General features: G+C 36.5%; 6 protein-coding genes. 2 read left to right on the top strand and 4 right to left on the bottom strand.

Features of this window, described 5'->3' with window-relative positions; all coding sequences use genetic code 11:
• Positions 1–4: 4 nt before the first annotated feature.
• The 3 genes from NW213_RS15515 to NW213_RS15505 all read right to left on the bottom strand — a co-directional run bounded on the left by NW213_RS15515 (position 5) and on the right by NW213_RS15505 (position 4,652).
• The gene (locus NW213_RS15515) at positions 5–1,327 is read right to left on the bottom strand and encodes a C10 family peptidase (RefSeq protein WP_154044910.1); all 1,323 of its coding nucleotides are present in this window, start codon (positions 1,325–1,327) and stop codon (positions 5–7) included.
• A 147-nt stretch (positions 1,328–1,474) separates the two neighbouring features.
• The gene (locus NW213_RS15510) at positions 1,475–2,719 is read right to left on the bottom strand and encodes a glycoside hydrolase family 88 protein (RefSeq protein ID WP_375338166.1); all 1,245 of its coding nucleotides are present in this window, start codon (positions 2,717–2,719) and stop codon (positions 1,475–1,477) included.
• A gap of 28 nt (positions 2,720–2,747) precedes the next feature.
• Complete coding sequence (locus NW213_RS15505; RefSeq protein WP_154044909.1) at positions 2,748–4,652, bottom strand: heparinase II/III family protein; 1,905 nt, start codon at positions 4,650–4,652, stop codon at positions 2,748–2,750.
• A 365-nt stretch (positions 4,653–5,017) separates the two neighbouring features.
• On the opposite strand from NW213_RS15505, the gene NW213_RS15500 reads away from it, so the two are divergent.
• Entirely contained in the window at positions 5,018–8,224 is a 3,207-nt protein-coding gene (locus tag NW213_RS15500; RefSeq protein ID WP_258323344.1) for a TonB-dependent receptor, read from the top strand.
• Positions 8,225–8,258: 34 nt separating this feature from the next.
• Positions 8,259–10,061: a RagB/SusD family nutrient uptake outer membrane protein gene (locus NW213_RS15495; protein ID WP_154044907.1), complete on the top strand. Its 1,803-nt coding sequence runs from the start codon at positions 8,259–8,261 to the stop codon at positions 10,059–10,061.
• Positions 10,062–10,102: 41 nt separating this feature from the next.
• On the opposite strand, the gene NW213_RS15490 is transcribed toward NW213_RS15495, so the two are convergent.
• On the bottom strand, positions 10,103–14,158 hold the full coding sequence (locus NW213_RS15490; RefSeq protein WP_258323343.1) for a hybrid sensor histidine kinase/response regulator transcription factor: 4,056 nt from the start codon (positions 14,156–14,158) through the stop codon (positions 10,103–10,105).
• Between the last annotated feature and the right edge of the window lie 42 nt (positions 14,159–14,200).

The following is a 14,200-nucleotide window of genomic DNA, read 5'->3' as shown; positions in this document are numbered from 1 at the left end:
ACATTTAATTTCGTGGTTTCACATTTATAAGTCTTAAATTAATAGAATAATCAAAAGCATTTGATTTTGAGAAAACCTCATTTTTATACCAACCATCGCTTGAGCCTCCCCAACCCCAATTACAATGAACATAAAGAGGACCAAAATTCTCTTGTTTTTCTACATATATTCGCCAAATATCATAACCATCATCCTTTTCATACTTGTCATAAGTTATATAATGAGAAATCATTTCACTATCAACAACCCATGCATGTCCTTCTCCATCTATCCTATCTGTACCACGGACATATGCTGGATATCTCATTTTATTAGAATCATAATCCATTAAATCAGCCACATATCCATTATTATTTAAAAAGTCTCTAATTTTTTCAGCAGAAATACCTGTTCCACCAATAGTAACATCTTTATTTGGAATATTATTGAAAATTGAAAGAATACAATCCTGCAATTCTTCATCATAACATTGTGATGTTTGTGTAAAATTTATCCAATCTGATGTTGTTACAGTTCCATAGTTAACTTTATGATATGCCATAATCTGTAACATAGCAACAATTGCACAACCTACATAAGCTCTTTTATCATTCGATACATATGGTAGTTTGTTATTATATGGATAAGTTTGTGACCATTTTGTAGTCAAAATAATTCCATGCTGAGACTCTGAACCTTGAGTTTCTTCTCCCATATATACAAAATCCGGATCTGGTATAAAGCCATATTGGGCATAATAATAATGAACACATCCATCATCTATCCAATTAATTCTACTTTTAGGTATACGTGAAACAACAGCATTGTACAATGAATCAGTATTAAAATTATTTATTTTATTTTTTATGTAATGAGGTAATCTATTACAAAACAATTTTAAGCCCTCATTGTAAACTGTATCATTCAAAGAACCTGATTCAGAAAAAGCAAAAACCTCTTCTACTCGTCTGTCTGCAGATACTATAGAGAAGCCTTCATTACCTTCTGAGCCAAATTCTACTACATAGTATCCTGTTTTTTCTTCAGAATTTCTCGTTTGAATACCAGGTAAGCTTACTTTCTTACATGAATTGACTACTAAAGATTTGTTTTTATTCATAAATCTATCACGAACTAAAGCAATAGCTTCTTTTTCTGAAATTTCAGAACTTCCTATTTTTTTAATTTTTACAGCATTTGCTTCATTAACAGACATCTTAACCATTAATGTTTTTTCTTTGACTTTAGTAGGAGCATTTTCTATGTATTCATCACTAGCGCATGAATAAGAGAACAATAACATTGTCATTAAAGACAAATTAATGATTTTTTTAAGTACATGTTTCATAGTTATTTTTTTGTGGTTAAACAATAGCACTCCAAATATAAGATATTTTTTAATAAAAAAACAATTAAATTACCAAAAATCCCGCCATTGACTAAATTTATGTCAATGACGGGATTATTTCCAACTCACTTTAATTATTATCAGCTTTTATTCTTTTTCAGATAGAGATTTACCTACCTTTTCCAAGTCCATTTTCCGTTTTAAAGCCTCCAGATAGTAATAATCGGCATAATTCAGTGGAACATCAATTTCACTGTTGTGAGGTATGCTTCCCACTGAATGCATAAGTACGAAGCGTCCGTTCTCTCCCAATTTTGCTGTATAGTTCTCTGAAGAAAGACTCTTCATTATTTTATCGGCATATCCCCTATAGTCGAACTGATTATCGTATGTACTCAATTCATAAAGCGCAGAAGCAATAACAGAAGCTGAAGATGCATCTCTTGGCTCGTTTGGAATATTCGGCGCATCCATATCCCAGTAAGGAACAAGGTCTTCAGGCATCCTAGGATGATCTTTCATAAAATTGAATGTCTTTATAGCCTGTTCCAGATATTTCTTGTCGCCTGTATATCTGTAGCACATTGTATATCCATAAATAGCCCAAGCCTGTCCTCGCGACCAAGCGGATTCATGAGAATATCCCTGAGCCGTGTGGCGATGTCTTACGCTGCCATCAGAAATACTGTAATCAATCACGTGATAGCAGCTTCCATCAGGACGGAACTGCTCCTTCATTGTCCTGTCGGCATGCGAAACAGCTACCTTATAGAAAGTAGAATCGCCAGACAATTCTGTTGCCTCAAACAGAAGCTCAAGATTCATCATATTATCTATTATAACCGGACATTCCCATCCTCTCTGTGCCTGCCAACTGTTTCCTGTCACATTCCAGCTCTGTATGGTTCCGGGTTTTTCTCTGAAACGTGTACATAATGATTTGGCTGCTTCAATCATCACATCTTTATATCCGTTTTTTCCGGAAAGTCTGAGTCCGTTTCCATAACTGCAGTTAATTATAAAGCCAATGTCATGATGCCATGTAAGATTCTTTGCCTCATCCAATGCCTCGGTATATTTCTGTGCCAGAGGAAGAAGAGTATTGTCGCCTGTCAGTTCATAAAGATACCACACACTTCCCGGAAAAAATCCGCTTCTCCAGTCTGCATATCCACAATAATATACTTCTCCGTTTTTTTTCAATGTCACAGGATTCAATATTTTACCACTTGCCTCAATCGTATCAATCTCAAGTTTAATCTGATTATAGGCATTCTCTACCGACTGCTCCGACCATGTTTTTTCCACTCTTTCAGGTTTATCCGTACAACCTCCAATGGTACAAGCCACGGCCATCACACAAGAACTCAATAAAAAACTAAATTTTTTCATAACCCACGAATAAATTTAAAGTTTATACTTAATAAATAATTTTAAAAATGTAACTGTCCTTTATCTTTTTATCTTTTGCTATAAATGAAAGTCTGTAAATCTCGTCTCCCCATACGTTGCTTAGTTTTTTATCAGTAAGCTTGACAGATTCTTTTTTCACATCGAACTTTCTATTGTCATATTTAACCTGAGCCTTTACTCCATTCACTGATATTTCCACTTTTCCGTCTTTTATAACCACATCACCCCATGTCAGGAAGTTAATAATGTTTTCCGATTTAACCTCATCTAGTTCGAAGCGGTCGTTTACAGTCAGCTCACCGGATTTCATCTCGTACGACCTGATCCATGTTTTCACACCTGCCTCTTCAGGATAAGCGGTTGCAATATTTGCAGAGAATCCTTTTCGGGAAGCCTTCACATCCGTAGCCTTATATTTGCGGCCGTTTTTCTGAGGTATGCCATTAATAATAGGAAGATTATGATAATTACTCTGCATAGTCCATATTGTATATCTCTCGCTGCTGAATGTCTGTCGTGTATATGTTCCTACACCTGCATCAATCATAATCGGCATATCGTTTACCCATAAAGAGAAACTTCCGGCATCATTATGATTATGACTCTCATCGTTATATCCACCCTTTGCAGCCAGAAAAGCCTTGTTGTTTCTTACATAATAGAATTCAGTTTCAGGATACCATGTATAACGGTCGCCTGTATATTCCTGTTGATATTCAGACAAATCCTTGTTTATAATAAAAGACTCAAATATTCTGAACAAATCACGCCCGGCAAAAGAAATCTTGCGGCCATTATTCAACATGGCAGCAAACTGTTTCATCAGATCACTGTCAACAGCCTTTCCGTATCTGAAAATAAGAAAAGGATCTCCACCTCCTTTGGCAGAGGCATCTGCAAAGTTAACAACCCAACCATTTCCTACATAGCTCCTGGCTATATATTCACCCATGGCCTTGATTTGAGGATTATCAAAAATTGAAACTTTTCCCCCGGTAATCCAATCAAGCAGAACAAGATAATCAAGGCATTTGCCAGGAGCATGTCCCCAATAGGACGGTCCTTCTTCACAAGCTCCGTCGGAATGAACATAATTCAGGAACTTATCAACAGACTGCATGCTGCGATAAACAGCTTTTGAAAGTCTGTCCGGATCATTTTCAAGCAACATAAACGTCATAAGACAATTGCTGTTGCACCATGGATTCCAGTTATTGAGCATTTGTCCATTATAGTTCACGGCCATCCACCAGAAACTGTCATTCTCAAGATAAGGTTTCATGATTCTTTCATCCAACTCATTATATAATCTACGGGATATTTCAGGATCAACCTTATCGAATTCATCATGCATAAAATAATATACCCACGATAGAAGACCTCCCAAATCTCCTGCTGTCAGATCAATCAGCGGATAAGTAGGAGTAGGCAAAGCACGATGAGTGGGTTGAGTAATCAGATGAGCAGACAATGCCCATGATGTCATCTCGCAAGTATGAAACACACCGTTTATCAGCTGATCCACAAATCGGCCTTTTCCTTCTGCTAGTTCGGCAAGCATCAGTTTTACTATAGCCTGATTATTATCATTAAAAGGACGCTCCATAACCACTCTGTTCCCACTTCTCTCAAATTCCAGATAATCTGTAGCCCTCACAACCTTCCAAGTATAATCCAAAAGAGCTTCACCATTCTTTATTATCTCATCTTTATATTCTCCTAAAAAACGGTTCCACCCCTCACGGTCGTTATAGGAAGGATAAGTAACCCATTTCTGGTTCAGGACAAGACAATTTGCAAGATTTTCCTGCGATACTACATTCTGGAGATAATTTCTTTCTGTATAGGCTGCTACATTAATACATGAAAGAAAAAACAATACGATTAAAGAAAAAATACTTTTTGTTTTCATTATATTAGTTGTTTATAATTAACAATGCAATATTATATTTTTATAATAAAACCGAATAGCAATATTGTACATTGTAAGTGTATAAATTGTATAAATGTTAATCATTAATATCTTAAGAGAACTTTAAAACACAATAATTCTTTATTTTCTATAGTTTTTGACATGAGAAGTAATCACCCTTGAAACTAACACTCTATATATCAATAAATTATGCTTAAAAGAGTGAAATAAAACAATCAATATAAAAATCTTCCAAAGACATTTTCGGACAATTTTTATATATTTATCGGACAATTTTTATAACAATATTCACAAAAAGCAACAATCTTTGCGAAGTATTGATTTATAAACTTAAACTTATACTTATGGAAAGTGCTAAGAATTATTCAAGCTCCATGGTTAGATTTTTAGCAGGAGCGTCTTTAGCTTTTTTTGCATCAGGCATGGTTGTAGCAGCAAATGAATCATCTTCACCTCATGCCGATGCTATAGAAAGTATCTTACAACAAAAAACTATTAATGGTAAAGTTCTCGATGCAACAGGCGAACCAATTATCGGTGCAAACGTATTGGTTAAGGGAACTACAAATGGAACAATTACCGACATAGACGGAAACTTTACATTAAATGTTCCAACAGAGTGTGTACTTCAGATTTCCTACATTGGTTTCAACACTCAGGAAATTAAGGTTACTTCTACTACAAACGATATAACTGTTAACCTTAAAGAAGACTCTAAGACTTTGGAAGAAGTTGTTGTTGTAGGATACGGTACACAAAAGAAGGTGAACTTGTCAGGATCTCTTTCTACTATTAATGTAAGCGAGCTGACAGAAAGCCGTCCTATCACTAACGTATCACATGCACTTGCGGGTCTTGCAGCCGGAGTTAACGTACAGATGTCCAGCAATCAGCCTGGTAATGATAATGCATCTATCAAGGTGCGTGGTCAAGGTACACTTAATGATTCATCCCCTCTTGTTATCATTGATGGAGCAGAAGCCGGTATAAACACAGTCAATCCACAGGATATTGAATCAATGACTGTCCTGAAAGATGCCGCTTCTTCTGCAATCTACGGTTCCCGTGCAGCAAACGGTGTCATCTTGATTACTACAAAACAGGGTAAATCAGGTAAAGTCAAACTTGATTACAACGGATACGTGTCATTTACATCTCCTTCTATTCCTGGTTCTATGGATCCTGTATCAAATTATGCGGACTACATGGAATATATCAATGAAGGATACAGAAATTCAAAAATGAATGAAAAGTTCTCTTCCGGTGTAATTCAGGAATGGAGAGACAATGAAGGAAAAGACCCTTTGCGCTATCCTAACTCAAACTTCATGGATGATACATTCAAGAATTCTGTATCTCACAATCATGTGATCTCTATGAGCGGAGGTAGTGAGAAAGTTAAATTCTATTCTTCTTTCGGATATGAAAACAATCCTGGAGTAATGGATAACACAGGATTTGAAAAATATAGCGGACGACTCAATGTTACAGCTGACGTCAGATCTTGGCTGACATTAGGAGCTTACATAAACGGATATGTTTCAAACATGGATCCGGCCGCAAAATATACTAGCAGTGGTACAGCTGTAGATGATGTATTTACTTATGCATCGGCTACAACACCGGGTATGGTGTTCCGTGCTCCAGACGGAAGATACGGTGCAATGAACAACCCTGAAGATGATGCACAGAGTGCCGTAAATAATCCTCTTGTACGTCTCAACCGAGTTGCTGGTAACATTGCAAAGCACAACTTAAGAACACGTTTTGTAGGTACAATAAAGCCATTCGAAGGATTCAGCATCACAGGTTCTTATTCATACGAATTCGTTGATGAAGAAAGAAAACGCAAACCTGTAATTTTGGAACAGTGGAACTTCAGAGACGATGTTATAACACGTACTACAGAAGGCAAATCAAGCATCATGAATTACGACGGTAAAACACAGCGCTATTTCAATGATGTTGTAGCCAGATATGAAAACCGTTTTGTGAATGACCAGTTAGGACTGAATGCCATGATTGGTGCCAGCCAGGAAAAATATTACTCACACAACTTCCAGGCAACTAAATATGACCTTATCGACTACAGTCTGTGGGTGATAAACGGAGCTACAGGAGATGCAAGCGCATCAGGTTCAAGCAGCGAATGGGCTATGCGTTCTTTCTTCGGACGTGTAAACCTTGACTGGAATAACAAATATCTGCTCGAATTAAACCTTCGTGCCGACCAGTCTTCACGATTCCTCTCTAATAAGAGAACAGGTTACTTCCCTTCAGGTTCATTTGCATGGAGAATTGACCAGGAAGAATTCATGAAAGATGCAATGGACAAAGGACTCAGCAACTTGAAGCTCAGAGTTTCTTACGGTTCATTAGGTAACAACTCTGTAGGAAACTATGACGCACTTGCTACATACGCTATCAAAGACAGTAACTATGCATTGAACAATCTGTTGGTTCAGGGTCTTATACAGACAAGACTTGCCAATCCGAACCTTACTTGGGAATCAACTTATATGACAAACGTTGGTCTTGACTTCGGATTCTTCAACAACAGATTTACAGGAACTGTTGACTATTTCCACAAACGCACTAAGGATATCCTTATCAACCTTCCGGCTCCTTTGGTACACGGATCTGCAGATATTCCAAAGCAGAACAGTGCAATCGTAACCAACCAGGGTGTGGAATTTACTTTAGGATGGCAGGACAAGGTAGGTGATTTCTCATACGGAATCAACGGTAACTTTACATATGTGAAGAATATTGTAAACAAGTTTAAAGGAAAAGACAAAGGTGGTATGAGCATTAGTGGAGCAAATGTAATCTGGGAAGGACATTCCATTAATTCACAATACCTTTTGAGAGTAGACCGTATTATCCAGACTGATGAAGATTTGGCATTAGTACAGCAAATCATTGACAATGCCAAACAGATATATGGTAATGACATTACTGATAATGAAATCTTCTCTTCAGGCAAGCCTGAAAAAGGTGACTTCCTGTACAAGGATACTAACGGCGACGGTTTGATAAATCTGGATGATAGAGAAATAGTAAGCGACGGTCCTAACCCTAAGTTCCAGTTCGGTCTTAACATGAATGCCTCTTACAAAGGATTTGATTTCTCAATTCTCTTCCAGGGTCAGGCAGGAGCCAAGACTTACTGGCAGCATGATTTGGCAAACACAGCTTCTGTACGCTATGGTTATCAAATGAATAAAGAAGTGGTTGAAGGACGCTGGTACGAAGGAAGAACTGATGCCACTTATCCTAGACTTCTTGAATATTCTAATACAAAGAACAAACAGATGAGTGATTTCTATCTGCAAGATCTTTCATTCCTGAAAATACGTAACATACAGTTAGGATACACTTTGCCTAAATCAATCGTAGAGAAAACTTCTCTTGAACGTATCCGTGTTTACGGAAGTATGGAGAATTTCTTCACATTTACTTCCTTTAGAGGATTTGATCCTGAATTGGGAGGAACTTTGGGATATCCGGCCATGAAAAATGTGGTAGTAGGTATTAATGTATCTTTCTAACATAGTATTTTATAACCAATTATGATTTATCATTATGAAAAAATATAAATTAATTGCAGTTTTGGCTGCTTCGTTGACATTCACAACAGGATGTTATGATTTGGATGTTTATCCTGAAGATCAATTAAGTTCCGGTACATTCTTCCAGAGCCAGAAACATGCCGATCAGGCTATGATGGGTGTGTATGCCCTGATGAAAGACGACGATGTATTTGGCAGACAGTTTGGTTTTGATTGCCTTGGAGGTGTTGGTAGCGGTTACGACCCTGCTTCATACGCAACTATCGCCAGAGGTACATATACAAGCACAGAAGGTTTTGTAAACAATAAATTCCAGAAACTTTATGAGGGAATCGCACGTGCCAACATCGTTTTGCAGAATATAGACAATTGTAATATGACACCAGAGCTGACAAGTCAGTATAAGGCTGAAGCAAAGTTCATGCGTGCATTATATTACTTTACTCTTATGGATTTCTGGGGTGGAGTTCCTATCTACGATGAAACAACTGTCGTTGCAAACGATTTCATGAATATGCTCAAGCCAAAGAGTGATATTGAAACTGTAAGAAAATTCATATTGGAAGACCTTGAAGAGGGTATAAAGTACTTGCCTTTGGAATGGGACGACGTAAATAAAGGAAGAGCTACTTCAGGAGCCGCACTTGCACTTAAAGGAAAAGTACTTCTTTATGCGAAAAGATATGATGAAGCAAAAACTTGTTTCAATGAATTGATTGGTGAAACACCTGACTCAAAATATATAGGAAAGTATAAACTGTATGAAGAAGGTGAAGATCCATTTGCAAACCTTTTCAAACCCGGTGGTGATGAAAGTAGCGAAATGATTTTTGCAATACAGAATATTGGTGGTATTGGACAGGATTTCGGTATGCCAACCACATTCTATATGGGTACAAGAGCCGCATTCGGAAGCTGCTGGAACAATGTAATGGCTTCTGTAAATCTGGTAGACTCGTATGAATGGAAAAACGGTTCAAAATTCAGCTGGACTGATCCCGAAGCTGAATACGGATGGAGCGGATTCCCAACATACAATGATGTTAACAACAATACTTACCCTATGAGGGAGGAAATATTCTATTCAACACTTACCAGTGACTACAAGAAAATTGATCAGTACACTCCACACAGACAGGAATTGCTGAACATGTATGAAAACCGCGACCCTAGAATGGCTGCAACGGTAATACTACCTTACACTCATTTTAAAGGTTGGGTAAGCAACAAGGCTAAAGATACTGAATTCGTAATGACTAAGAAAACCGGTATCTGTAATGAGACAAACGGATTCATCCGTGTAAACGGAAACTATGAGTACTATCCATTCCGTAAGTTTGTTGCCGAAAACGATATGGACGGAGCTATAAACAACCGTGCCGATACTCCTATCAACTTCCCACTTATCCGTCTGGCAGATGTGTATCTGATGTTGGCCGAATGTTATATTTTCTCAGAGTCAGGATTTGACAAAGACAATGCTGTGAAATATATCAATATGGTACGCGCAAGAAAAGGTGTAGAAATGCCTGGTATCAACAGCGGTAATCCTGATTTGGCTGCCAATACACAGGAAGAAGTATTCGCTCGCCTGCGTCACGAACGTGCAGTAGAATTGGCGGCAGAAGGTCATAGCTTCAGCGATATGAAGAGATGGAAACTTCTTGAGACTCTGGCAGGTCCTGTATATGGTATTGCTGCTTACAAAGCTTATTACACACGTGTAGTTGCAGAAAGAGATTATCTGTGGCCATTCCCACAATCAGAATGTGAAAAGAATCCTGATCTTGCAGCCGGACAGAATCCTGGATGGTAATAGCATATTAAATAAAAAAAGCGCCTATCAAGGCGCTTTTTTTATTTTTCGTTATTTGTCGAATTTTTCCGATAAACTTGTGGAGTAACTCCATACTGATTTTTAAAACATCTGCTGAAATAAACCGGCGAACTGAAACCACATTTATCACCTATTTCAGCTACAGGCAAATCCGGATATTTAAGAAGCATTGCGGCAGCATACTTCAATCTGTAATTCAATATGAAATTATTTGGTGTCATACCAGTCAAAGCCTTAAATTTTGAGTAAAGAACCGAACGTCCGATACCTATCTCCTTACATAATTCCGGAACGTCGAATTCCGTATCATCTATATGTGCCTCAATAGCTTCGGAAGTCCTTTTAAGAATATCCTGATCAAGTAAATTTATACTTGTAAGATCTACTTCAGTTATCGGTTTCTTACGTATCTGATTATGAATCAACAATCTGTTCCTAACAAGACTATTGGCTCTAGCTAGAAGGATATTTGAATTAAACGGCTTCGATATATAATCGTCGGCCCCTCTGTTAAGTCCCTCAATATTCTGTTCTACAGTGTTTAATGCAGTAAGAAGTATAACTGGAATATGACATAAATCAATATTATTCTTTATTCTCATACACATCTCTGTGCCCGACATCTCCGGCATCATTATATCTGAAACGATAAGATCCGGTTTATATTCGTTAGCCTTATCCAATCCCTCTTTGCCATTGACAGCTGTTATAACAAAATAAAATGGAGAAAACAGATTATCAAGAACCTTAAGCAACTCAGCATTGTCTTCTACAATCAGTACACTATATTTTTTCTCTTCATTATTTTCTTCCAGAAGTGAATTATCATCAGGTCTGCTTATCTCAGTATCAACCTCCATATCAACATAATTCTTTATTTCACCCAGGTTTTCCCTATTCTCCTCTATAAAGTGCACGTGCGGGTCATTAACATATTCTGAATCACCTAATGGAAGTCTCACCGTAAATATACTACCTTCACCTAATTTACTGTCCAACAGGATTTTACCATGATGTTTTTCAACAATACTTTTTGTAAATGCTAGTCCTATACCAGTACCTGTTGATGTGTAATCATCATTCTTGTCTTCAATCTGGTAAAAACGTTCGAAAATACGCGTAGAATCTTCGGCAGATATACCTTTTCCTGTATCACGTATGGAAATATCCACACTATCTCCAGACGATGTGATGTTTATTTCCACACACCCTTCTTCTGTGTACTTAAGTGCATTCGAAAGCAAATTGAAAAAAACCTTTTCCAATAAACTTGAATCAAACCAGCACAATAAATTCTCTACTTCCGAATGGAATTCATACTTTAATCCTTTACGTCCGGCAAAATCACTAAAAACAGAAAATATATCCTTTACGAAAGAGCAAATATCCCTTTGCACCAAATGTAAGGTATATTTATTCTGTGTAAACTTCCTGAAATCCAACAGGTCAGATATCAGACTATACATGTATTGCGCGTTCTGTTTTAATTTCAATACCTTGTTATAAACAACCGGTTGTAGATTAGGAATCTGCAATAAAGTATCTATATGACTTATTATCAGTGTTAATGGGGTACGGAATTCATGGCTGACATTCGTAAAGAATACAAGTTTCTCATGATTCAACTGTTCGATATGATGTTTTTCAAATCTTTCTTTCTCAAGTGAATACGCAAGATTCTTCTTCTCATTCTTATAGCGTACAATTAACCACGTTATACTCGTAAATGTAATCAAATATAATACCCATGCATACCAGGTGTTATACCATGGAGATTGAATATTGATATCAAGTCTGGCTACATTCTTTCCATTTTCACCTCCAGTACGTACACACAATACATACTTTCCAGGAGTAAGATTTGTATAACGAACAAAAGGAACTGCCGTGGAAGTCCAGGCATCATCGAATCCCTCAAGTTTATATTCATAAATCTGCTGTACATGCCTATCAATATAATCGGAACTTGCAAACTCAATTATAAGATTATTTTCCGATGCAGACAATTTTAATTCGTGAGTAAAAGCCAATATCTTGCTTAATATACCTCCATTCTCCGAAGGATGAATAAGATTGTTATTCACGTAAATACCGGAAAAATATATCGGTTGCTGCTGTTGCATTGGAGTCAGAAAGTCCGATTCCTCCACTCGTGTAATACCTTTCGTATCTCCTACATAAATGACATTATTGGGTGCAACACAAATTCCGCATCCCCATATAATAGGTGCTTTCAGATAATTCTGTTTTATAGTGGAAAATGTTTTTCCGGTTGTATCAAACATAGTTATCCCTTTATCACCAGTAATCATTAGTTTCCCATTTGATGTTAACTGTGACACATAGCAATAATTACTAGGAAGATTACTATTATCCTTAGTATAAGTTTCAAGTCTTTTTGTTGATATGTCATATACCAGTAAACCGCTTCCGAGCGTAGAAATGTACAGTCGGTTCTGTGCAGACAATATATGTGATATTTCTCCCTGAATATGAAGTTCTATTATTTGCCGTTTATAAGGTTCGTTCAAGGATATAGCCATTATGTCATTTCCTTTTGTAGCATAAAAAACATCATTCTCATCAATATCAAAAGTCAAAGTTTCTTCAAAAAAATCAGGATATTTTTTAAATACATTCTGTTTTGTATCAAGAAAAAAAATTCCTTCTCTTGAAGAAATGACTATTCCATTTTTCCAGTTTTCTATGTGATGTATAATCTCACCAGGATTATCCAATGATGATTTATTATCAGTCATATAATTATAAAATACACCTTTATTGATATCATATCGTGACAGACCACCAAGATGTGTACCTATATAAAGCATATTATTGGACTCATCATAACACAGACTCTTAATATTATTATGAGGAATTCCATGCGAGGATGATTGCGAAGTAAACTGTTTTACTATTTTCCAATTTCTATCTATACAGCTTATTCCACCACCATCTGTACTTATCCACAAATTGTCGTTTTTATCAATTACCATTTCGCCTATATAGGAATAATATAGACCTGACAATTCTTTTGCCTGATAATCATAATGTATTACGCTGTTTTTTGTTGGATTAAAATAGTTTACTCCTCCAAAATAACTGCCAGCCCATATTGTTCCCTGGCGGTCTTTATAAAGAGAAAATATTGACGGATGATTCAATCCACCTACATATTGAGGAATATTCACCGCAGAATAAATTTTATTTTTTGCATCATATTTCTGAAGTCCCATAAAAGTTCCAAACCATACATTCCCATCGTCATCTTCCACAAATTCACGAATCTGAGGATCAATGATTCCGTTTACTCCATTCGGACACAACGGAACCTTCTCCAGATTATCATTACTTAATCTATAAAGTCCTTTCATTCTGGTTCCAATCCAAAAATCATGTCTCGAATCTTCAAAAATTCTATATATATCTTCTCCATCAAGAATACATTGTTCCTCCCAAACAGCTTTAACAGGTGATATTATTACGCCATTGGTTGTTCCTATATACATATTTTCCTTATTTATATCAATCACATTGATATGTGTATACTCCGGTAAAATCTTAAAGATTGATTTCTTTTTACTCAGAAGATTATATAAGAAAAGATTATTTTTTTGTGCAAATAGAATATTCCCTTCATATTCCGTAATTGCTGTCACATCTCCTTCAGCATCAATCCTGCTGAACAAGTCCGACTCCACATCATAAGAATATAAGAAGAAATCTGAAATAAAAAATATCTTGCTTCTATCAGAAAGATTATCCGATACTATATATGACACACTATTACCTATCCATAACTTTCCATTTTCACCATTATCCACTTCGCCTTTATATGATGTTATTCTACCACCATCATATACATTCAACCCCTCTCTCGTTCCAAACCACATTCTTCCTAATGTATCTTGACCTATTGCCATAACCGAAGGCTGGGACAAACCGTTATTGACATCAAGATTATGAAAATATTGTGCATTCAGTTTAAGTGACACAATTGCAAGGAATATAAATACAATCAAATACACTTTCCTAATCATAGTAAGAATATAATCTAAACTTTTTCTAATCAACATACTTTATATAATACACTCACAGAGTTTAAAGTTATAGAAATT

The sequence above is a fragment of the Bacteroides sp. ET336 genome (genome assembly GCF_024733815.1).
Taxonomy (GTDB): Bacteria; Bacteroidota; Bacteroidia; order Bacteroidales; family Bacteroidaceae; genus Phocaeicola; species Phocaeicola cellulolyticus.
The sequence above is the reverse complement of the archived record's forward strand: the minus strand, read 5'-3'. Positions and strand labels throughout refer to the sequence as shown.

What these genes read in the sequence shown, in the direction of transcription:
- NW213_RS15515 (WP_154044910.1), bottom strand. Translation starts at nt 1,327, where the DNA reads ATGAAACATGTACTTAAAAAAATCATTAATTTGTCTTTAATGACAATG.
- NW213_RS15510 (WP_375338166.1), bottom strand. Translation starts at nt 2,719, where the DNA reads ATGAAAAAATTTAGTTTTTTATTGAGTTCTTGTGTGATGGCCGTGGCT.
- NW213_RS15505 (WP_154044909.1), bottom strand. Translation starts at nt 4,652, where the DNA reads ATGAAAACAAAAAGTATTTTTTCTTTAATCGTATTGTTTTTTCTTTCA.
- NW213_RS15500 (WP_258323344.1), top strand. Translation starts at nt 5,018, where the DNA reads ATGGAAAGTGCTAAGAATTATTCAAGCTCCATGGTTAGATTTTTAGCA.
- NW213_RS15495 (WP_154044907.1), top strand. Translation starts at nt 8,259, where the DNA reads ATGAAAAAATATAAATTAATTGCAGTTTTGGCTGCTTCGTTGACATTC.
- NW213_RS15490 (WP_258323343.1), bottom strand. Translation starts at nt 14,158, where the DNA reads ATGTTGATTAGAAAAAGTTTAGATTATATTCTTACTATGATTAGGAAA.